We start from the raw sequence: 18,751 nt of genomic DNA on the forward strand, positions 1-18,751 counted from the left end.
ATGAACGATCACAACAATAATATTCAGTTGGAAACCGCCATGACCACGACCACCATGACCATGATCCAGGCCCTGCGCTCGGCCATGGATGTGATGCTTGAGCGTGACGACAACGTCGTGGTGTTCGGCCAGGACGTCGGATATTTCGGTGGTGTGTTCCGTTGCACCGAAGGCCTGCAGACCAAGTACGGCACCTCCCGGGTGTTCGATGCGCCGATCTCCGAGAGTGGCATCGTCGGCGTCGCCGTGGGCATGGGTGCTTACGGTTTGCGGCCGGTGGCCGAGATCCAGTTCGCCGACTACGTGTACCCGGCATCGGACCAGATCATTTCCGAAGCGGCGCGCTTGCGTTATCGCTCGGCCGGTGAGTTCACCGCGCCGATGACCCTGCGCATGCCTTGCGGCGGCGGCATCTATGGCGGCCAGACTCACAGCCAGAGCATCGAGGCGATGTTCACCCAGGTCTGCGGCTTGCGCACCGTGATGCCATCCAACCCTTACGACGCCAAAGGCCTGCTGATCGCCTCCATCGAAAACGATGACCCGGTGATCTTCCTCGAGCCAAAACGCCTGTACAACGGCCCGTTCGACGGCCACCACGACCGCCCGGTAACCCCGTGGTCGAAACACCCCGCCGCGCAAGTGCCGGACGGCTACTACACCGTACCGCTGGATGTTGCCGCCATCACCCGTCCGGGCAAGGACGTGACCATCCTGACCTACGGCACCACGGTTTATGTGTCGCAAGTCGCCGCTGAAGAAACCGGCATCGACGCCGAAGTCATCGACCTGCGCAGCCTGTGGCCGCTGGACCTGGAAACCATCGTCAAGTCGGTGAAGAAAACCGGACGCTGCGTAGTTGTTCACGAAGCGACCCGTACCTGCGGATTCGGCGCCGAGCTGGTCGCGCTGGTGCAAGAGCATTGCTTCCACTACCTGGAAGCGCCAATCGAGCGTGTGACCGGTTGGGACACCCCCTACCCGCACGCGCAAGAGTGGGCGTATTTCCCTGGTCCGTCCCGTGTGGGCGCGGCTTTGCATCGGGTTATGGAGGTCTGAATGGGCACGCACGTTATTAAAATGCCGGACATTGGCGAAGGCATTGCAGAAGTTGAGTTGTCTCAGTGGCACGTCAAGGTCGGCGACATGGTCGTCGAAGATCAGGTGCTGGCCGATGTCATGACCGACAAGGCGATGGTCGACATCCCCTCGCCGGTGAACGGCAAGGTGATTGCACTGGGTGGACAGCCGGGCGAAGTCATGGCGGTCGGCAGCGTGCTGATCAGCATTGAAGTCGAAGGCGCAGGCAACGTTAAGGAATCGACTGCGCCAACGGCGGTTATTAAAGAAGCACCTATGGCGGCGCCGAAAGTTGAAGCCGTCGTAGAAAGCACACCGGCTGCAGCGGCCCCGCGTCCGGCTGCCGCTTGCCAAGGACCGATGGTCGCCCGCGAAGCCGACGAACGTCCGCTGGCCTCCCCGGCCGTGCGCAAGCATGCGCTGGACCTTGGCATTCAACTGCGCCTGGTGCGTGGCAGCGGCCCTGCCGGGCGGATTCTGCACGAAGACCTCGAAGCTTATCTGGCTCAGGGTCAGTCGAACGCATCGACGGCCACCGCCGCTTACGCCCAGCGCAACGACGAACAGCAAATCCCGGTGATCGGCATGCGCCGCAAGATCGCCCATCGTATGCAGGACGCCACCCAGCGTGCCGCCCACTTCAGTTACGTCGAAGAAATCGATGTCACCGCCGTCGAAGAATTGCGTGCGCACCTGAACGAAAAACACGGCGCGGCCCGTGGCAAGCTGACCTTGCTGCCGTTCCTGGTGCGCGCCCTGGTCGTGGCCCTGCGCGACTTCCCGCAGATCAACGCCCGTTACGACGACGAGGCCCAGGTCATCACCCGCCTCGGCGCAGTGCATGTGGGCGTCGCCACGCAAGCCGACATCGGTTTGATGGTGCCGGTAGTGCGTCACGCCGAAGCCCGCAGCCTGTGGGACAACGCCGCGGAAATCTCCCGTTTGGCGACGGCTGCACGCACTGGCAAGGCCAGTCGCGATGAGCTGTCCGGCTCGACCATCACCCTGACCAGCCTCGGCGCATTGGGCGGCATCGTCAGCACGCCGGTGCTGAACCTGCCGGAAGTGGCGATCGTCGGCGTGAACAAAATCGTCGAACGGCCAATGGTGATCAAAGGCCAGATCGTGATCCGCAAGATGATGAACCTCTCCAGCTCTTTCGATCACCGCGTGGTCGATGGCATGGACGCGGCGCTCTTCATCCAGGCCATTCGTGGCTTGCTCGAACAACCCGCAACGCTGTTTGTGGAGTAAGAAATGCAAACTCTGAACACCACGCTGCTGATCATCGGCGGCGGCCCTGGCGGTTATGTGACGGCGATCCGTGCCGGTCAGTTGGGCATTTCGACCATTCTGGTGGAAGGCCAATCGTTGGGCGGCACCTGCCTGAACATCGGCTGCATTCCGTCCAAGGCGTTGATCCACGTCGCCGAACAGTTCCACCAGACACAGCACCACAGCCAGTACTCGGCGCTGGGCATCAACGTATCGGCGCCGACCCTGGACATCGGCAAAAGCGTCGAGTGGAAGGACGGCATCGTTGATCGCCTGACCACTGGCGTCTCGGCGCTATTAAAGAAACACAAGGTCCAGGTCATTCACGGCTGGGCGAAAGTGATCGACGGTAAAACCGTTGAAGTCGGCGACACGCGGATTCAGTGCGAACACCTGGTGCTGGCCACCGGTTCGACAAGCGTCAACCTGCCAATGCTGCCAATTGGCGGGCCGATCATCTCCTCCACCGAAGCCCTGGCGCCGAAAAGCGTGCCGAAACGACTGGTCGTGGTCGGTGGCGGTTATATCGGTCTGGAGCTGGGGATTGCTTATCGCAAGCTCGGCGCCGAGGTCAGCGTGGTCGAGGCGCAGGATCGTATTCTGCCGGCTTACGATGCCGAACTGACCCATCCGGTGCACGAAGCACTCAAACAACTCGACGTGAAGCTTTACTTGAAGCACAGCGTTGAAGGCTTTGATTATCAAAGAAATTTACTTCAAGTTCGCGACCCGAACGGCGACATCCTGAATCTTGCAACCGATCAGGTGCTGGTGGCCGTCGGTCGCAAACCCAACACCCAGGGCTGGAACCTCGAAGCCTTGAACCTGGACATGAACGGTTCGGCAATCAAGATCGACAACCGTTGCCAGACCAGCATGCGCAACGTCTACGCCATCGGCGACCTCAGCGGCGAACCGATGCTCGCCCACCGGGCCATGGCCCAGGGCGAGATGGTTGCCGAACTGATCAGCGGCAAACACCGCGAATTCAACCCGACCGCCATTGCCGCCGTGTGTTTCACCGACCCGGAACTGGTGGTGGTCGGCAAGACCCCGGACGAGGCCAAGGCTGCGGGGCTAGACTGCATCGTGTCCAGCTTCCCGTTCGCCGCCAATGGCCGGGCGATGACACTGGAGTCGAAAAGCGGCTTCGTGCGGGTCGTGGCGCGGCGTGACAATCATCTGATTGTTGGCTGGCAGGCGGTGGGTGTGGGTGTTTCGGAGTTGTCGACGGCGTTCGGTCAGAGCCTGGAAATGGGCGCCCGGCTGGAAGACATCGCCGGCACCATCCACGCGCATCCGACGCTCGGCGAGGCAGTGCAGGAAGCGGCGTTGCGTGCGTTGGGGCATGCCCTGCACCTTTAAAGACTAACGCAACCCTTGGTAGCAGCTGTCGAGCACCGCGAGGCAGCTGCTACAACGAGGTGCATCGATGGTCGCGGAGTTCGTAATCCGGGCTGCGATTTAGGCCCGGAATGAAGTATTGTTGTCCCCATCCAGAAAAATGTCAGAAGCCTTGAACCGTTTCGACGGTTGTTAAGTGATAGAGGGTGTCATGGGTAACGAAAGCATCAATTGGGACAAGCTGGGTTTTGACTACATCAAGACAGACAAGCGCTATCTGTCGCACTGGCGTAATGGCGAGTGGGACAAAGGCACCCTGACCGAAGATAACGTGCTGCACATCAGCGAAGGCTCGACTGCCCTTCACTATGGCCAGCAGTGCTTCGAAGGCCTGAAGGCCTACCGTTGCAAGGACGGTTCGATCAACCTGTTCCGCCCGGACCAGAACGCCGCCCGCATGCAACGCAGCTGCGCGCGCCTGCTGATGCCGCAGGTGTCCACCGAACAGTTCATCGAAGCGTGCAAGGACGTGGTCCGCGCCAACGAGCGTTTCATCCCGCCTTACGGCACCGGCGGCGCGCTGTACCTGCGCCCATTCGTGATCGGCGTGGGTGACAACATCGGCGTGCGTACCGCACCCGAGTTCATCTTCTCGATCTTCTGCATCCCGGTCGGCGCCTACTTCAAGGGCGGCCTGACCCCGCACAACTTCCTGATCTCCAGCTACGACCGTGCCGCCCCACAAGGCACCGGCGCGGCCAAGGTCGGTGGCAACTACGCCGCCAGCCTGATGCCAGGCTCCCAGGCCAAGAAGGCGCACTTCGCCGACGCCATCTACCTGGACCCGATGACCCACACCAAAATCGAAGAAGTCGGCTCGGCCAACTTCTTCGGGATCACCCACGACAACAAGTTCGTCACCCCGAACTCCCCTTCGGTGTTGCCGGGCATCACCCGTCTGTCGTTGATCGAACTGGCCAAGACCCGTCTGGGCCTGGAAGTGGTTGAAGGTGACGTGTTCATCGACAAGCTGTCCGACTTCAAGGAAGCCGGTGCATGCGGTACTGCCGCGGTGATCACCCCGATCGGTGGCATCAGCTACAAGGACAAGCTGCACGTGTTCCACAGCGAAACCGAAGTCGGCCCGGTCACCCAGAAGCTCTACAAAGAGCTGACCGGTGTACAGACCGGCGACATCGAAGCGCCAGCGGGCTGGATCGTCAAGGTTTGATCTGACCGGACCTGCTCTAAGCGGCACATAGCCCATCCATCGCTTTGGCGGTGGGTGGGTTTTTTATTGCGCAAAGTATGACTCTCCGGGATCGATATATACCCATTTCCATATCTCAATTGCTACACTAACCAATTTTTCAGAACCATACGGCTAGGGGCGGCGCTGTGAATTTAGAAACGTTAACGATGCATTGGAGAACGGAAGTTTCAAACAAGAAAAAACCGGGAAGCCGCATCGGTCTGATAACCAATATTTTCAAACGAACCAGAAAAAACAACACACTTAGATACTTATTTTTATATCGATTTGCGCAGTATTTAAATGCTCGAAAAGGGTTGGCACGCGCTTATGCGAAACGAATGGAGAGGAAGATCAATCTTAAGTACGGGGTTGATATAAGTATTGATGCCCAAATAGGGCTAGGTTTTCGTATTGGCCATTTGCCTGGAGTCGTCATCACCGGCCATGTTCGTATCGGCCGAAATTTCTTTATCCGTCAAAATACCACCATTGGAATAAAGACTATGGGACTACCTAAGTATGACCTCATGATCGGAGACAATGTCAGTATTGGAGCAAATAGTTGCATCATCGCAGACACCCTCTCAATTGGTGATAACGTCACTATCGGCGCCATGTCATTCGTCAATAAAAACATCCCTGAAGGCGCCATTTTTTATAACGCTCGATAATCGTGAGGCTTCCAGTTGGTATCCCGGTCTATCTGAGCGAACATCCAGTCAATAAAGACTTGGGGTATCCGGCGCCGCATCCTGCGAGATGCCTGTCAAGAGAAGGCACAGGTCGGACAGCGCTCAGATCGGGTACCCGTGCAATAGATCTTTTCCCTGCAACGAAGCTGATACGTCACTAGACTTGCCACGTGCAACCGCCATCAACAGGTGCCACCAAAACCATGAGTAAATTCTGGCGAAAGTATCTGGCCTTGCTGGAAACAGACTTCACCACGCAAGTGTTCGACAACATCAAGAACCTGCTGGTGTGCGCCCTGCTATTCGCGGCGGGCACCAACGCGTTGCACGGCGGTCATCAACTGTTTATGGGAATGCTCGCCTCAAACCTCGCCGGCTGGGGATTGATTGCAACGTCAGCACTGCTGATGCTGCTCAGTGTCAGCGATGGCTTGCGTCGGCTGTCCAGGTTGCCGTATCACATGGCGTTCCAGATCATCCTGGGTCTGGTTTACCTGGTGCTCGCGGTGCGGGTGGTGGAGATCGTCTGGGACTTCAGGGCGTAGCGGTCACGGCACGAGGTGTCTGCCAACTCAGCTCATCCTGAGCGATCCGGGCAAACAACCACTCCACAAAGATCCGCGTGTGCGCCGTCACGTCCGGCGCAACACCGTAGTAATAACGCGGCAACGGCATGCGCAACTCGGGTAACGGGCAGGTCAGGCGTCCGCTCGAGATGTGGCTGCCCAGTAAAGAGGTCGGGCACAGGGCAATGCCCTGTCCATCCACAGCGGCCTGAAGCACCAGGTGCATGTGATCAAACTGCCGGGTTACCTGAGTGGCTGACTGGGATTGACCGAAGTGCATGGCCCAATTGTGCCAGTCTTCGCGACGTGCCTTGGCGGTCAGTAATGTATGCCGACTCAGGGACGTGAGGTCTTCAAGTGGCAGGCGCTCGATCAGCGATGGCGCCGCGACCAGCAACAGTTCGTCTTCGAACAGCGCTCGCGCCTCAATCGCCGGAGCCCAATCGTCACGACCACGGCGAATGACGATATCGAACCCGTCGCGTGCCTGATCGGGGGCCTGGGTCTGGGTGATCACCTGCGGCTCGATGCCCGGGTGCTGCGCAACGAAATCCGCCAGCCTGGGCGTCAGCCAAAGCATGGCGAAGGACGGACGCACATTGATCTTCACGGTAGGTTGCGAGGCATGTTGCTTGAGCGCAGCGGCGGCGTTGGCGATCTGCGACAGCCCGGCGCTGACCTGTTCATAGAAGCGCTGGCCGGCCGGCGTCAGCACCGATTGACGGATACGCCGCTCAAACAGCAGCACCCCCAGGTATTCCTCGAGCAATTTGATGTGCCGGCTGACGGCACTGTGGCTGACATGCAGCTCTTCGGCCGCCAGGCTGAAGCTCTGATGACGAGCGGCAACGGCGAAGGCGCGAACGGCATTAAGGGGCGGTAATAGATTTATCATGTGTCTAATTTAGTCACCTATGCGCTGCAATTAAAGCGTTTGTCACACTCTCGCCGCCACGCCAATCTGCCAACACGCAGCCAACGCCACTGACGGAGCAAGCCATGAACAGTTACGGACTCTTTGTACTCTTCGCCACCCTGACCATTTTGAGCCCGGGGCCGGGCGTGGTCCTGACCCTGTCCAACGCGGTGCGCCACGGTTGGAGGGGCGCCGTGCCGGGCATTCTGGGGATCGCGTCGGGGGCATTTGTCGTCGCTGCCATCAGCGCCACCAGTGTTGGCCTGATACTCAGCACCTCCGCGAATGCCTTTACCGCATTGAAATACGCAGGGGCTGCCTATTTGTTGTACCTGGGCTACAAAAGCTGGCGCTCGGATCGTTTCAGCACGCTGCTTGAAACGCGCCCCTCAAGCCCGGGTTATCGCTTCCTTGAAGCGGCTTCGATGCAGCTTCTGAACCCCAAGGCGGTGTTTTTCTTTTTGGCGGTGTTCCCGCAATTCATCGACACTTCGGCGCACTTCTACAGCCAGTTCATCAAGCTGGTCGCCTCCTACGGCGTACTGGTAATCCTGGTGCACGGCAGCTATGCCTTGCTCGCCAATTCCGCCAAAGGCTGGTTGTCGAGCCCGAAAGGTTCATGGCTGACCGCGAAAGTTTCGGGTGTGACCTTCGCCGGTTTTGGCGTACTCATGGCCTCGACCAGTCGCTAAGTCGCAGGACTGGCAATCACGCGGCGCCTGTTCTCGGTGGATGTGAGTGGCGCTGTCGCTCCCTGAATCGGCAGTTCAACGGCGAACCGGCGACCGAGTTCCTTTCGCCCCACTGCCGTCAACGCCAACGCCCGACTGTCCAGATCCTGCGTCACCCATTGGCGTTTGATCGCCGTTTGCAGCAACGCCGCGCCCAAGGCACCGCCCAGGTGCGGCCGACGCATGCTCCAGTCCAGGCACGGGCAGGCAAAGCGGCGGCGCAAAGTACCGAGGTCTATGACGTCGATGCCCAATCCTTCGAACAACGCTTCACCGCTGTCGCTCAATCGATAAGCCTCATCGGTTTGCAGCAACCACCCTGCGTCGATCATCCGGTCATGCAGCACCACCGCCAGCGTGCCGGCCATGTGGTCGTAGCAGGTGCGGGCGAATTGCAGGCGGTCCGGGGTGCGCGGGTTGAACGTCGGTGCGGCGTTCTGGCCGATCACCATCAGTGCTTCGAGTGCCTGGGCCACGCGTTTGTCCGCGAGGCTGTAATAGCGGTGGCGGCCCTGAACATGCAAACGCACCAGCGCCAGCTCCTTGAGCTTGGCCAGGTGTGCGCTGGCGGTCGAGGCGCTGACTTCGGCAACCGCCGCCAGCTCGGTGCTGGTGCGGGCGTGGCCGTCCATCAACGAACAGAGGATTTTCGTCCGCGCAGGCTCTGCAATCGCTGCGGCCACTTGAGAGACGCCAACGTCATGTTGTTCTGCGTTCATATTTCGCTCCCGGACGAATCAAGGCCCTTTCGGACTGGTGATAGTAGCAACACTTTTCAACCATCGATAAGGCTGCGACCCATGGACCCGATCATCGCTGCGACTCACGCCGATCCTTACCCCTACTACGCGCAACTGCGTGCCGAGGGTGGATTGGTTTTTCATCAGGGACTGAAACTGTGGGTGGCCAGCAGCGCCCGAGCGGTTGCTGCCGTGCTGGCGCATCCGGATTGCCATGTGCGGCCGGCGCATGAGCCGGTGCCCAAGGCAATTGCTCAAGGCATGGCCGGCAAGGTGTTCGGTCAGCTGATGCGGATGAACGAGGGTGAGCGGCAGCGTTGTCCGAGGGCGGCGATTGAGCCGGAGCTGGCGCTGATTGATGTGAACGACGTCAACTCACGGGTCAGCGCTCGGTTGATTACCCCTGGAGCCGATGGGTTGTACACGGCGATGTTTCGCGGGCCGGTCTGTGTAGTGGCGGCGTTGCTGGGCTTTTCTCCGGCTCAGGGCCGGGCCATCAGCGAGCTGACCGCTGACTTCGTCGCCTGCCTGTCACCCCTCAGCGACCAGGCCCAACTGGACGCTGCCCATGTTGCGGCAGAACAGCTGAAGGGATATTTCATCGAGCTTCTGGCTGATCCGAACAATCGAAGCACCCTGCTCGCCGGTATCCGGCAGCGCTTCACGGCCACCGCGACCGACCCGCAAACCTTGATCGCCAACCTGATCGGCCTGTTCTCCCAGACCTACGACGCCACCGCCGGGCTGATCGGCAATGCGCTACTGGCGTTGAGCCGAAACCCGCAGATCGACTCGACTCAAGTCAACGACCTGATCGCAGAAGTGCAGCGCTTCGATCCTCCGGTGCAGAACACCCGCCGCTTCGTCGCCGCACCGTGCGAAATCGACGGCGTGAACCTGAACCCCGGCGACGTGATTCTGGTGCTGCTGGCCTCGGCCAATCGTGATCCGCAGCTTAATGACGATCCCGATACGTTCCTGCTCGAGCGCCCAAACCGCCGCAGCTTCACCTTCGGCGCCGGCCGTCATCAGTGCCCGGGGCAGGTGCTGGCCTTGAGCATCGCCCGCGCGACGCTGACTCAGATCCTGATGATGAAACCGGCTTTGGATCGGTTGACCTGGCACTACCGCCCTTCCCTTAACGGGCGCATTCCGCTCTTTGCCTGAAAAACACCTCAAGCGTTGCGATATTCGACCGTCAGGTGAGACAACTCATGAACCGGCGCCAGACGTTCGCGGATGGCGTCTGTACTGACGCTCGCCGTAGCCACGACACTGACAATTGCGGCTCGCGCCTGGGGCCCGACTTGCCAGACATGAAGGTCACTGATGCGAACATCATCCGTCGATTCAAGCAGCTCACGAATTTCGGCGGCGACGTGCTCGTCAGTGGTGTCGAGCAATACCGCGGCGCTGTCGCGCATCAAGCCATAGGCCCATTTCGCGATAACAAGGGCTCCGACGACGCCTATCACCGGGTCCAGCCAGACCCAACCCAAATAGCGCCCGGCCAACAATGCCACGATAGCCAGTACCGACGTCAATGCATCGGCCAGCACATGGACATACGCCGAGCGCAGGTTGTTATCGTGATGATGGTGACCGTGGTTATGGTTGTGATGATCATGGCCGTTATCCCCATGGTTGCCCGCCAGCAGCAATGCGCTGACGACATTCACCACCAGCCCCACCACCGCAATCACCGTCGCTTCGGTGAAAGCCACGGTGATAGGTTGAAACAGCCGCAGGATCGATTCGCCGGCGATGCCGATCGACACCAGGCCCAGCACCATGGCAGAAGCAAAAGCCGCCAGATCCCCGACCTTGCCGGTACCGAAGCTGAAGCGCGAATTGTTGGCGTGTCGCCTGGCAAAACTGTAGGCCGCCGCGGCAATGCCCAAGGCCACGGCGTGGGTCGCCATATGAAAGCCGTCCGCCAGTAACGCCATGGAGCCGGTGATATAACCAGCGGCAATCTCGCCAATCATCATCACGAACGTCAGCGCCACCACCCACAACGTGCGGCGAGCATTTTCATCGTGGGCGGCACCCAGAAACAGATGGTCGTGGGTAAAGCGCGAAGCCTGAGGTGTCAGTGTCATGGGGCAGGCCTCTATTTCGAGTAACGGCGGATGGCTTGCAACAAGTCTTCCACGCCTTCGGCGCGTGCTTCGTCGCTGAGGCCGGGACGTGCCACATGTTCACGGGCGTGGGCGTCGATGAACTGGTCCATCAGACCATTGACCGCACCGCGAATTGCCGCAACCAGGTGCAGGGTTTTGGCGCAATCGGCATCGGACTCCAACGCCCGCTCCACCGCCTGGACCTGACCGGCAATGCGCCGGACGCGATTGAGCAAATCGTCTTTGTGTTCGTGGATGTGCGACATACCTATACCCCCTACCCCTATATAGGCGGGCATAGTTACCGATATTGCCAGGGCTGGCAAGTCGGGTTGACTGCGTCATGGCTCAACAAAATAAAAAAACGCCATATCTGTGAGAAGTGATGGCGGTTTTTTCCGACTGAGCCAAGTGCATAGCGACAAGCAGCTTTTGTAACAACGGCCAGAATTTCAGACCGGTCCTACATCTATCAAATGCCCTTTGATATAGCGTCCGCATCGCTTTCAAAAAATGAAACAGGGACGCTCATGGCTCGCAAAACAGACATACCTCGGGTTCAAAACCCACCGTCGGGCGACGGACACCTCATCACCAGCCGCTACATGACCGCCACTGAACTGGCAGAGCGCGAAGCCAGACAAAAATCCTATGACGACATGTTGGCCCGACAGCAGGCATATGAAGACCGCTTTATCAGACAGCCTCAACAGCTGGGCCAATCCAACTCCATAGGTTGTGTGTTCGCCAAAAGCTGCAACCTCCCCGACGGCGTAATCAACCGCGACAGCCCAGCCGGTTTTGTCCCTGTCGAGAAACTGACCGACTACGGAAAATTCTCCCTGCTGGGTGGCCGCGAAAGGGATGCAGCGGGAAACATTCCGCTCAAAAAAATCAGTGCCGGGGCGTTACCTGCTGCGCTGGGGACGCTACTTCTAGGTGGAGTTGGCACTACTGGCACTGGAACGGGTGCGGCTGGTGGTGCAGGTGTCGTGACGGCTGGTGTTGCTGCTGGCGCATTGGTCGGAATGGTCGCATTGCTGTGGCCGTCGAGCTTGGGCGACAGCTCCCTGTACACAGAAGAACAGCTCAAATCGCTCAAGGAAGGTAGAACACGGGTTCGACTGCATGTCGAGCAACAAGCTGATGGCACCTTGAAGGGTTATGGCTACAACACCCAGAAGCGCCGCGATTGGGAAATGATTCCTGTCGTCCGGTTCAAGAGTCAGGGTTCTCAGCAGGTGGCTGACTTTGGTGATGGGATAACTCTGATATGGACGCCAGCGGTTGACCTATCCAGCACCTCAGGGATTCCCCCGCTAGAGGCGGCACCACAAGCGCCTCAGATCTGGATTTATCCGCCTACCGAACAGGCAGATAACATCATCGTCAACCCGATCTACCCGCCTGAGTACAAGGACTTCATTCTTGTATTTCCGGCCGACTCCGGCATTAAACCTCTCTATATAGTTTTGACCCTGGAGTTCGACGCAGCCAGTTACCATGGCAAGACTGACACACCGGTAAAAAGTAAGGGGCCTGTTAACGGACAGGAGGCACTGGATAATTCAGTACAGGTAAAACCTACCTCACCACGTCGAATCGGTGTCGACCCGGACACAAAAGAGATCGTTGTCTTCGATCGTACCGGAGGGGACGTTTACCATGGACATGTCAGACCATGGGATAAACTCCATCAAGATATGAAAAATGCTCTGATCAAGGCAGGAAAAACCGATCACAAAGGCAACATTCAGGGAGTTAAAAAGTGAGCCTTCTCTACCAAGATCCAACAATGAGCCACGAGGAAGCGACGAGACTTCTAGCTAGCAACGTAGAAACCAGCGTTGTTGCTGCATTGATTTCTATTGGCCTGAATGAACAAGACAAGACCTGGGCTCGGAACACCTGTCTGAAGTACCTCGAGAGTGAGTCCGAATCGGTTGCAGCAGCTGCCATCACCGCGCTCGGTCACATAGCCCGCAGACATGCTGATCTGGACGTGGGTGCTGTCATCCCGGCCCTTGAGAAGGTGAAGGAAAAATTTCCATCCCTGGAAGGGATTGTGGCGGACACCCTTGACGATATTGAGACATTCACCTGATTCGCCGTTTAGGCAAAAGAACATTTTTTCCGCGAACCGAACACTGAATTGTGGCGAGGGAGCTTGCTCCCGCTCGGGTGCGCAGCAGCCGCAAAACTGGCGAGTGGAGATTCCCTGAAACGCCGCATGCACAGGTTTCAGGGTCGCTGCGCAACCCAACGGGGGCAAGCCCCCTCGCCACAGCAAGCTCCCTCACCACAGATAGCAAAAACCCCGCTCTCTCCTCTCAGAAACAGCGGGGTTAATCATTTCAATTCACTCGCCCATCAATCATCCCGCGTCAGCACTTCCAGCAATTCAATCTCGAAAATCAGATTCGAATTCGGCGTAATCGCCCCCATCGAGCGCTCGCCGTAGGCCAGGTGCGCCGGCACCAGCAGCTTGCGCTTACCGCCGACCTGCATGCCCATGATTCCCTGGTCCCAGCCCTTGATTACCCGCCCGGTGCCAATCACGCACTGAAACGGTTTGCCCCGGCTGTAGGAAGAATCGAATTCGGTGCCGTCTTCCAACCACCCGCGATATTGGGTAGTGATCAGCGCGCCTTTGACGGCGGCTTTGCCGTCGCCCACTTCAAGGTCGATTACCTGCAATTCATCATTCATTACATTCACTCTATCTGTGCGCTTGCCCGAGCGGGCTTGATGGGCGCCGTTTTCCCAGAAATGCAGGCTATTGGCAACCATTTCGCTCTGCATCCGGCAGTGGTCGTGAACTGGGCACTGTACGAAAACTGCCTGATCGCAACTCGGCGACTTTTCGTACAGACCCTAATTTACACAACAGGACTTATGTAACCCGACAATACGCCGATACCGTGCAGCGGCACGGAAGCACCGAAGCAGCACTTACTCCATAGAAGGCAGGAGCCTGAACAATGTTTGAACACATCTGGCGCAGCATCCATTCCCCGGGCTACTTCCCCAACGTACTGGAGTGGATGATCAATATTCTCCTCAACCCGTTCATGGTGATTATGTGCCTGATGGTCGGAGCGCTGGCCGGTAAATGGTGGAGAGCCATCCCCTACGGCAGCCTCATTTGTTATGTGGTGTTCCTGAGCCGGTCGTCATTCTATCGGTGGGGAAGCATTTTCCCCGAAGCCGGCCTGCCTGCGCTGTTGATTGACGGCGCACTGCTGGCCCTCCTCGGCTTCTATTTGAAAGGCGTACTCAGAACCCGCTCAGAAGCAAAACCCGAAGGCCATTGGTTGCGCTGGCTTTATCAAAGCCTGAAGGTCGTCATGCTGACAGTCATGGTGATGTTCTGGGTACTCGTCGTGCTGGTTGTCGTGACCTTCACCGTCTCGGTCGCGACGCAACCGTCAGTGGTGAACTGACCCACCTCCTGCTTGCCAGGGTCTGTACGAAAAGTCGCCGAGTGTCGATCAGGCAAGGCAAATACAGGCGAAGAAGCGGAGTTTACGGGTTGTAAATGAGCATTCCGAGCCTGTTTTTAACGCATCATGATCGACACGCAGGCAGTTTTTCGTACAGAGCCTTAATATACCCGCCACCTCCCCCACGGTTCGATACGCCATGAGCGCAATTCCTCAATGAGTCAGCTCTGGACCGACGTCACCATCGGCTCGCTGACCCTTGCCCTGATCGTCGCGCTGATTTGGCGCGATCGTTCGCTGCAAAAGCAGTTGGCCGAGTGCCGTGCGCTGATCGATAGCCTCACCGAGGGACAAAGTATCCACCAGGAAGGCGACGCCGAGCGCTTCAAACGCAGCCAATACTTCGCCCGCATCGGCACCTGGGACTGGGAGGTTGATACCGACAAACTCTATTGGTCGGATGCAATCTACGGGATGTTCGGATTCAAGATCGGCGAGGTGACGCCCTCCTACGCCCTGTTCTGTTCCTGTGTGCACCCGGACGACCGGGTCAAGGTCCGCGCCGGTGAATTGCGTTGCCTGGAAACCGGCGAAAACCACGACGAGGAATACCGCGTGGTCTGGCCGGACGGCAGCATCCGCTGGCTGCGGGAGACCGGCAATGTGGTCAAGAATGAGCATGACGCAACGATCAAGATGATGGGCGTGGTCCGCGACATCACCGAGGAAAAAGCCTCCGCCAGCTACCTGCAACACCTGGCCCATTACGACCCGCTGACCGGCCTGCCCAATCGCCTGGTGCTCGAAGAGCGCCTGTCCGCTGCCCTGGAACACGCCCGCCTCAGCGCCACGCGGGTGGCACTGGTATTTGTCGACCTCAATGGTTTCAAGGCGATCAACGACCACTATGGCCATGCGGCCGGCGACCGCGTGCTGATCACCACCGCGACACGCCTGAAGAAGATCCTGCGTTCAACCGACACCGTTGCCCGGATCGGCGGCGACGAGTTCGTGGTCATCCTCCAAGGCCTTCCCCAAGGCAACAGCCTGCAAGACGAAGCCCGCAGCATCTGCCAGAAAATCTTCATCGAACTCGCACCGCCGGTGACCATCGGCAACGACCAGCGCCACATCGGCAGCAGCCTTGGGGTTGCGGTGTTCCCGGACCATGCGCCGAGCATGGACCGGTTGATTCACATTGCCGACCTGGCGATGTATGAGGCCAAGCGCAGCGGGAATAATCAGTATCGGTTGGGGAACATCAGCCCGATACGCGTACACAGCGAATAGCCTTGGGTAAACGCCGCGTCTCTGGGTCGGCAGCATTGATCCGCTTCATGCATCAATACATACCAACTATGCAATTAACATATCGATGTCCCTGCTCCACTATCCACCCCAATAAGAACCGTGCACCGCGTCCAGGCAGTGCACGTCATAAAAGCGGTGGAGTACACGTCAATGACAGCATCAATCCATTCCGGTCGCTCCCGGACCAGTGCGATTTTCCGAGTGACCTCGGGCAACTTCCTCGAGCAATTCGATTTCTTCCTTTTCGGCTTCTATGCCACGCAGATCGCTGCCGTATTTTTCCCTGCCAGCAGCGAGTTTGCGTCCCTGATGATGACGTTCGCGGTGTTCGGCGCCGGCTTCCTGATGCGTCCGTTGGGCGCCGTGATACTGGGCGCATACATCGATGATGTGGGGCGCCGCAAAGGGCTGATCGTCACCCTGTCGATCATGGCCAGCGGTACGATTCTGATTGTGCTGGTGCCCGGATACGAAACCATCGGGCTGTTCGCCCCGGCCATCGTGCTGATCGGCCGATTGCTGCAAGGCTTCTCGGCCGGTGCGGAACTGGGCGGTGTATCGGTGTACCTCGCGGAGATCGCCACTCCCGGCAACAAAGGTTTCTTCACCAGTTGGCAATCCGCGAGCCAGCAAGTGGCGATCATCGTCGCGGCGGCTTTGGGCTATGGTCTGAACCAATGGATGGCGCCGACGATGATTGCCGATTGGGGATGGCGGATTCCGTTTTTCGTCGGCTGCATGATCGTGCCTTTCATCTTCTTCCTGCGCCGTAACCTGGAAGAAACCGAAGAGTTCACCGCCCGTAAACACCGGCCAAGCATGGGCGACGTGTTCCGCACCCTGGGACAGAACTGGGTCATCGTGTTCGCCGGGATGATGATGGTCGCCCTGACCACTACCGCGTTCTATCTGATCACTGTGTACGCGCCGACCTTCGGCAAAACCGTGCTGCACCTGAATACCTCCGATGCGCTGTTGGTGACCTTGCTGGTGGGCGTTTCGAATTTTTTCTGGTTGCCGATTGGCGGCGCGCTTTCAGATCGCATCGGTCGTCGCCCGGTACTGATCGCCATGGCGTTACTGACGTTGGCCACGGCCTACCCAGCGCTGACCTATCTGGTGCAAGCACCGAGTTTCATCAACATGCTGTTGGTGCTGCTGTGGCTGTCGTTCATTTATGGCTTGTACAACGGCGCAATGATCGCCGCACTGACGGAAATCATGCCGGTCGAGGTTCGGGTCGCAGGTTTCTCTTTGGCATATAGCCTGGCGACGGCGGTGTTCGGCGGTTTCACACCGGCCATATCGACCTTCCTGATCCAGTACACCGGCGATAAGGCCGCACCCGGTTACTGGATGAGTTTCGCCGCGTTCTGTGCCCTGTGCGCGACGCTGTTTCTCTATCGCCGTGCCTCTGGCCGCCTGCAACCGGCCGTGTCGTGAACCACCCAACCTCTAACTGCGAGAGCTATTTGATGAAAAGGTTTTTCAACTTTACCGCCCTGGCCCTGGTGGCCAGTCTCGGTCTGAGTTCGATCGCCCAGGCTGAAGAAATCCGTGTAATGACGTCCGGTGGTTTCACGGCGGCCTACAAAATCCTCGGTCCGAAATTCGCCGAGTCTAGCGGCAACACCCTGGACACCGCCCTCGGTCCATCCATGGGGAAAGCCCCGGAAGCGATTCCCAATCGTCTGGCCCGCGGTGAGAAAGCCGACGTGGTCATCATGGTCGGCTATGCCCTCGACGACCTGATCAAGCAAGGCAAAGTCGATCCCGCTTCACGGGTCGAACTGGCGGATTCGCGGATCGGCATGGTGGTGCGTGAAGGTGCGCCGAAACCGGACATCAGCTCGGTGGAAGGCCTGAAAAAAACCTTGCTCGATGCCAAGTCAGTCGCCTACTCCGACAGTGCCAGCGGCGTGTATATCGAGGATCAACTGTTCAAACGTCTGGGCATCGAAAACCAGCTCAAACCCAAATCGAAGATGATCCCGAAAATCCCGGTGGGCTCGGTGGTTGCCACCGGCGATTATCAACTGGGCTTCCAGCAGGTCAGCGAATTGCTACCGGTGCCTGGGGTGAGTTTCGTGGCGAAAATTCCGGAATCGGTGCAATCGGTCACCCGTTTCGCCGCCGGTATTCCAGTCGATGCGCAACACCCGGCCGAGGCCAAGGCGCTGCTTGAGTACCTGGCCTCCACCGCAGCCCAGCCGGACGTAAAAGCTACAGGGCTGGACTCAGTCAGTCACTGACCGAAGGTTGCTGGACTTTCATTTCCACTACAAGACGCTCCAACGCCAATGCCGCCGGGGTTAACGTACGACCCCGGCGCTTGATCAACCCAACATTGCGCATCACCTGCGGATCGGTCAACGGTACCCGCGTCAGAATCGGGTGGTCCGCCGCCGGCATCGCCATCAACGGCACGGCAGCCACGCCCAACCCGGCCTCCACCAGACCGATCATGGTCGTCACATGACGGGTTTCGCAGATGCTCGGCCGCTGCGGCACCACGCCAGCCAGCGCTTGATCCAGCAAAAAGCGATTGCCCGAAGTCTTGTCCAGCGAGATGTAATCCTGCTGATAAAACTCATCCCATGTCACGCTGCTGCGTCCTGCAAGGGGGTGATCTCGTCTGCACGCCACCACATAACCTTCCTGCACCAGCGGCTCGAATTCGACTTCGGCCTCCAGGGTGCCCATGAAGCTCAGGCCAAAGTCCGCTTCACCGTTGACCACGGCACTCAATACCTCGTGAGCACTGGAGTCGAGCACCTTGACCTTGATCCGCGGAAATTGCCGATGGTAGTGGGCGATCACACGCGGCATGAAGTAGTACGCCGCCGACGGCACACAGGCGACGGTGACATGCCCGAGCCGGGTCGAGGCGACTTCGCTGATGCCCAGTAGCGCCACGTCCAGGTCATCCAGCAGGCGTTCGACGCTGGGCATGAAACCACGCCCGGCCTGAGTCAGGCTGACCCGGCGAGTCGTGCGTTCGAACAATTTCACGCCCAGAGCGTCTTCGAGCTTTTCGATCCGCCGGCTGAGGGCTGGTTGGGAGATGCGTACGGTGTCCGCAGCCTTGCGAAAGCTGCCCTGCTCCACCACGGCACGAAAGGCTTGCAGATCGTTAAGGTCGAAGTTGATGGTCATGGTGCGCACTCGGGAACGAACAGTTTGATCAGCTTATCCTATGAATGTCACTAATTGATGCTAAATGTAACGACATCTTGGGTGCCTGCAAAATTGCCATCGCGAGGCCCAAACATTTT

20 protein-coding genes are annotated in these 18,751 nt (G+C 58.6%); 14 read left to right on the top strand and 6 right to left on the bottom strand.

Translation table 11 applies throughout. The features are described from left to right. The 6 genes from AC1RL4_RS28140 to AC1RL4_RS28165 all read left to right on the top strand — a co-directional run bounded on the left by AC1RL4_RS28140 (window position 1) and on the right by AC1RL4_RS28165 (window position 6,191). Entirely contained in the window at window positions 1–1,059 is a 1,059-nt protein-coding gene (locus AC1RL4_RS28140; protein WP_230172465.1) for an alpha-ketoacid dehydrogenase subunit beta, read from the top strand. Continuing rightward, window positions 1,060–2,334 (top strand): dihydrolipoamide acetyltransferase family protein, encoded by a 1,275-nt coding sequence (locus AC1RL4_RS28145; protein WP_230172464.1) that lies wholly within the window; start codon window positions 1,060–1,062, stop codon window positions 2,332–2,334. Window positions 2,335–2,337: 3 nt separating this feature from the next. After that, window positions 2,338–3,720 (top strand): dihydrolipoyl dehydrogenase, encoded by a 1,383-nt coding sequence (gene lpdA / locus AC1RL4_RS28150; RefSeq protein ID WP_230172463.1) that lies wholly within the window; start codon window positions 2,338–2,340, stop codon window positions 3,718–3,720. Between the two features lie 190 nt (window positions 3,721–3,910). Then, window positions 3,911–4,930, top strand: a complete 1,020-nt coding sequence (locus tag AC1RL4_RS28155) for a branched-chain amino acid aminotransferase (RefSeq protein WP_019579417.1) — start codon at window positions 3,911–3,913, stop codon at window positions 4,928–4,930. A 167-nt stretch (window positions 4,931–5,097) separates the two neighbouring features. Then, window positions 5,098–5,625, top strand: coding sequence for a serine acetyltransferase (locus AC1RL4_RS28160; protein WP_096480051.1), 528 nt, complete (start codon window positions 5,098–5,100; stop codon window positions 5,623–5,625). A gap of 224 nt (window positions 5,626–5,849) precedes the next feature. Further along, window positions 5,850–6,191: a hypothetical protein gene (locus tag AC1RL4_RS28165; protein WP_028940245.1), complete on the top strand. Its 342-nt coding sequence runs from the start codon at window positions 5,850–5,852 to the stop codon at window positions 6,189–6,191. Here the strand turns inward: AC1RL4_RS28165 and AC1RL4_RS28170 are convergent. Continuing rightward, the gene (locus AC1RL4_RS28170) at window positions 6,181–7,107 is read right to left on the bottom strand and encodes a LysR substrate-binding domain-containing protein (RefSeq protein ID WP_019579420.1); all 927 of its coding nucleotides are present in this window, start codon (window positions 7,105–7,107) and stop codon (window positions 6,181–6,183) included. The two genes, AC1RL4_RS28165 and AC1RL4_RS28170, sit on opposite strands and share 11 nt — an antisense overlap. Before the next feature lie 104 nt (window positions 7,108–7,211). Between AC1RL4_RS28170 and AC1RL4_RS28175 the strand changes: the two genes are divergently transcribed. Beyond that, window positions 7,212–7,820 (top strand): LysE family translocator, encoded by a 609-nt coding sequence (locus tag AC1RL4_RS28175; RefSeq protein ID WP_028940243.1) that lies wholly within the window; start codon window positions 7,212–7,214, stop codon window positions 7,818–7,820. On the opposite strand, the gene AC1RL4_RS28180 is transcribed toward AC1RL4_RS28175, so the two are convergent. Beyond that, entirely contained in the window at window positions 7,817–8,578 is a 762-nt protein-coding gene (locus tag AC1RL4_RS28180) for an ArsR/SmtB family transcription factor (protein ID WP_096480049.1), read from the bottom strand. The two genes, AC1RL4_RS28175 and AC1RL4_RS28180, sit on opposite strands and share 4 nt — an antisense overlap. An 81-nt stretch (window positions 8,579–8,659) precedes the next feature. On the opposite strand from AC1RL4_RS28180, the gene AC1RL4_RS28185 reads away from it, so the two are divergent. Then, window positions 8,660–9,766, top strand: coding sequence for a cytochrome P450 (locus AC1RL4_RS28185; RefSeq protein ID WP_230172462.1), 1,107 nt, complete (start codon window positions 8,660–8,662; stop codon window positions 9,764–9,766). 8 nt (window positions 9,767–9,774) lie between these two features. Here AC1RL4_RS28185 and dmeF read toward each other — a convergent pair whose 3' ends face one another. Together dmeF and AC1RL4_RS28195 are read right to left on the bottom strand one after the other, a co-directional pair. Continuing rightward, a complete protein-coding gene (dmeF, locus tag AC1RL4_RS28190; protein WP_230172459.1) occupies window positions 9,775–10,701 on the bottom strand; it encodes a CDF family Co(II)/Ni(II) efflux transporter DmeF in 927 nt (308 codons plus the stop codon). 11 nt (window positions 10,702–10,712) lie between these two features. Then, window positions 10,713–10,988 (bottom strand): metal/formaldehyde-sensitive transcriptional repressor, encoded by a 276-nt coding sequence (locus AC1RL4_RS28195; protein WP_230172454.1) that lies wholly within the window; start codon window positions 10,986–10,988, stop codon window positions 10,713–10,715. 264 nt (window positions 10,989–11,252) lie between these two features. Here AC1RL4_RS28195 and AC1RL4_RS28200 point away from each other — a divergent pair, with 264 nt between their 5' ends. Next, window positions 11,253–12,494: an S-type pyocin domain-containing protein gene (locus AC1RL4_RS28200; RefSeq protein WP_028940238.1), complete on the top strand. Its 1,242-nt coding sequence runs from the start codon at window positions 11,253–11,255 to the stop codon at window positions 12,492–12,494. Further along, window positions 12,491–12,826: a hypothetical protein gene (locus AC1RL4_RS28205; protein WP_028940237.1), complete on the top strand. Its 336-nt coding sequence runs from the start codon at window positions 12,491–12,493 to the stop codon at window positions 12,824–12,826. The genes AC1RL4_RS28200 and AC1RL4_RS28205 overlap by 4 nt, the downstream gene beginning before the upstream one ends. Window positions 12,827–13,092: 266 nt before the next feature. Here AC1RL4_RS28205 and AC1RL4_RS28210 read toward each other — a convergent pair whose 3' ends face one another. Next, complete coding sequence (locus tag AC1RL4_RS28210; RefSeq protein ID WP_018929733.1) at window positions 13,093–13,431, bottom strand: FKBP-type peptidyl-prolyl cis-trans isomerase; 339 nt, start codon at window positions 13,429–13,431, stop codon at window positions 13,093–13,095. 272 nt (window positions 13,432–13,703) lie between these two features. Here AC1RL4_RS28210 and AC1RL4_RS28215 point away from each other — a divergent pair, with 272 nt between their 5' ends. From AC1RL4_RS28215 to AC1RL4_RS28230, 4 genes are all read left to right on the top strand, one after another. Further along, window positions 13,704–14,165 (top strand): hypothetical protein, encoded by a 462-nt coding sequence (locus AC1RL4_RS28215; protein ID WP_019579425.1) that lies wholly within the window; start codon window positions 13,704–13,706, stop codon window positions 14,163–14,165. A gap of 216 nt (window positions 14,166–14,381) precedes the next feature. Then, on the top strand, window positions 14,382–15,455 hold the full coding sequence (locus tag AC1RL4_RS28220) for a sensor domain-containing diguanylate cyclase (RefSeq protein ID WP_018929735.1): 1,074 nt from the start codon (window positions 14,382–14,384) through the stop codon (window positions 15,453–15,455). A 171-nt stretch (window positions 15,456–15,626) separates the two neighbouring features. Beyond that, the gene (locus tag AC1RL4_RS28225; protein ID WP_018929736.1) at window positions 15,627–16,919 is read left to right on the top strand and encodes an MFS transporter; all 1,293 of its coding nucleotides are present in this window, start codon (window positions 15,627–15,629) and stop codon (window positions 16,917–16,919) included. A 32-nt stretch (window positions 16,920–16,951) separates the two neighbouring features. Continuing rightward, window positions 16,952–17,728 carry a substrate-binding domain-containing protein gene (locus tag AC1RL4_RS28230; RefSeq protein ID WP_230172453.1) on the top strand — a complete coding sequence of 259 codons (777 nt, stop codon included), beginning with the start codon at window positions 16,952–16,954 and terminating at the stop codon, window positions 17,726–17,728. On the opposite strand, the gene AC1RL4_RS28235 is transcribed toward AC1RL4_RS28230, so the two are convergent. Further along, complete coding sequence (locus AC1RL4_RS28235) at window positions 17,718–18,632, bottom strand: LysR family transcriptional regulator (protein ID WP_230172452.1); 915 nt, start codon at window positions 18,630–18,632, stop codon at window positions 17,718–17,720. The genes AC1RL4_RS28230 and AC1RL4_RS28235 overlap by 11 nt on opposite strands. Window positions 18,633–18,751 lie beyond the last annotated feature (119 nt).

The organism is Pseudomonas sp. GW822-FHT07A10 (assembly GCF_058798795.1).

Coding starts and splice junctions, on each gene's coding strand:
- lpdA (WP_230172463.1), top strand. CDS start 2,338: ATGCAAACTCTGAACACCACGCTGCTGATCATCGGCGGCGGCCCTGGC.
- AC1RL4_RS28225 (WP_018929736.1), top strand. CDS start 15,627: ATGACAGCATCAATCCATTCCGGTCGCTCCCGGACCAGTGCGATTTTC.
- AC1RL4_RS28155 (WP_019579417.1), top strand. CDS start 3,911: ATGGGTAACGAAAGCATCAATTGGGACAAGCTGGGTTTTGACTACATC.
- AC1RL4_RS28220 (WP_018929735.1), top strand. CDS start 14,382: ATGAGTCAGCTCTGGACCGACGTCACCATCGGCTCGCTGACCCTTGCC.
- AC1RL4_RS28180 (WP_096480049.1), bottom strand. CDS start 8,578: ATGAACGCAGAACAACATGACGTTGGCGTCTCTCAAGTGGCCGCAGCG.
- AC1RL4_RS28175 (WP_028940243.1), top strand. CDS start 7,212: ATGAACAGTTACGGACTCTTTGTACTCTTCGCCACCCTGACCATTTTG.
- dmeF (WP_230172459.1), bottom strand. CDS start 10,701: ATGACACTGACACCTCAGGCTTCGCGCTTTACCCACGACCATCTGTTT.
- AC1RL4_RS28165 (WP_028940245.1), top strand. CDS start 5,850: ATGAGTAAATTCTGGCGAAAGTATCTGGCCTTGCTGGAAACAGACTTC.
- AC1RL4_RS28235 (WP_230172452.1), bottom strand. CDS start 18,632: ATGACCATCAACTTCGACCTTAACGATCTGCAAGCCTTTCGTGCCGTG.
- AC1RL4_RS28200 (WP_028940238.1), top strand. CDS start 11,253: ATGGCTCGCAAAACAGACATACCTCGGGTTCAAAACCCACCGTCGGGC.
- AC1RL4_RS28230 (WP_230172453.1), top strand. CDS start 16,952: ATGAAAAGGTTTTTCAACTTTACCGCCCTGGCCCTGGTGGCCAGTCTC.
- AC1RL4_RS28140 (WP_230172465.1), top strand. CDS start 1: ATGAACGATCACAACAATAATATTCAGTTGGAAACCGCCATGACCACG.
- AC1RL4_RS28170 (WP_019579420.1), bottom strand. CDS start 7,107: ATGATAAATCTATTACCGCCCCTTAATGCCGTTCGCGCCTTCGCCGTT.
- AC1RL4_RS28215 (WP_019579425.1), top strand. CDS start 13,704: ATGTTTGAACACATCTGGCGCAGCATCCATTCCCCGGGCTACTTCCCC.
- AC1RL4_RS28195 (WP_230172454.1), bottom strand. CDS start 10,988: ATGTCGCACATCCACGAACACAAAGACGATTTGCTCAATCGCGTCCGG.
- AC1RL4_RS28210 (WP_018929733.1), bottom strand. CDS start 13,431: ATGAATGATGAATTGCAGGTAATCGACCTTGAAGTGGGCGACGGCAAA.
- AC1RL4_RS28145 (WP_230172464.1), top strand. CDS start 1,060: ATGGGCACGCACGTTATTAAAATGCCGGACATTGGCGAAGGCATTGCA.
- AC1RL4_RS28185 (WP_230172462.1), top strand. CDS start 8,660: ATGGACCCGATCATCGCTGCGACTCACGCCGATCCTTACCCCTACTAC.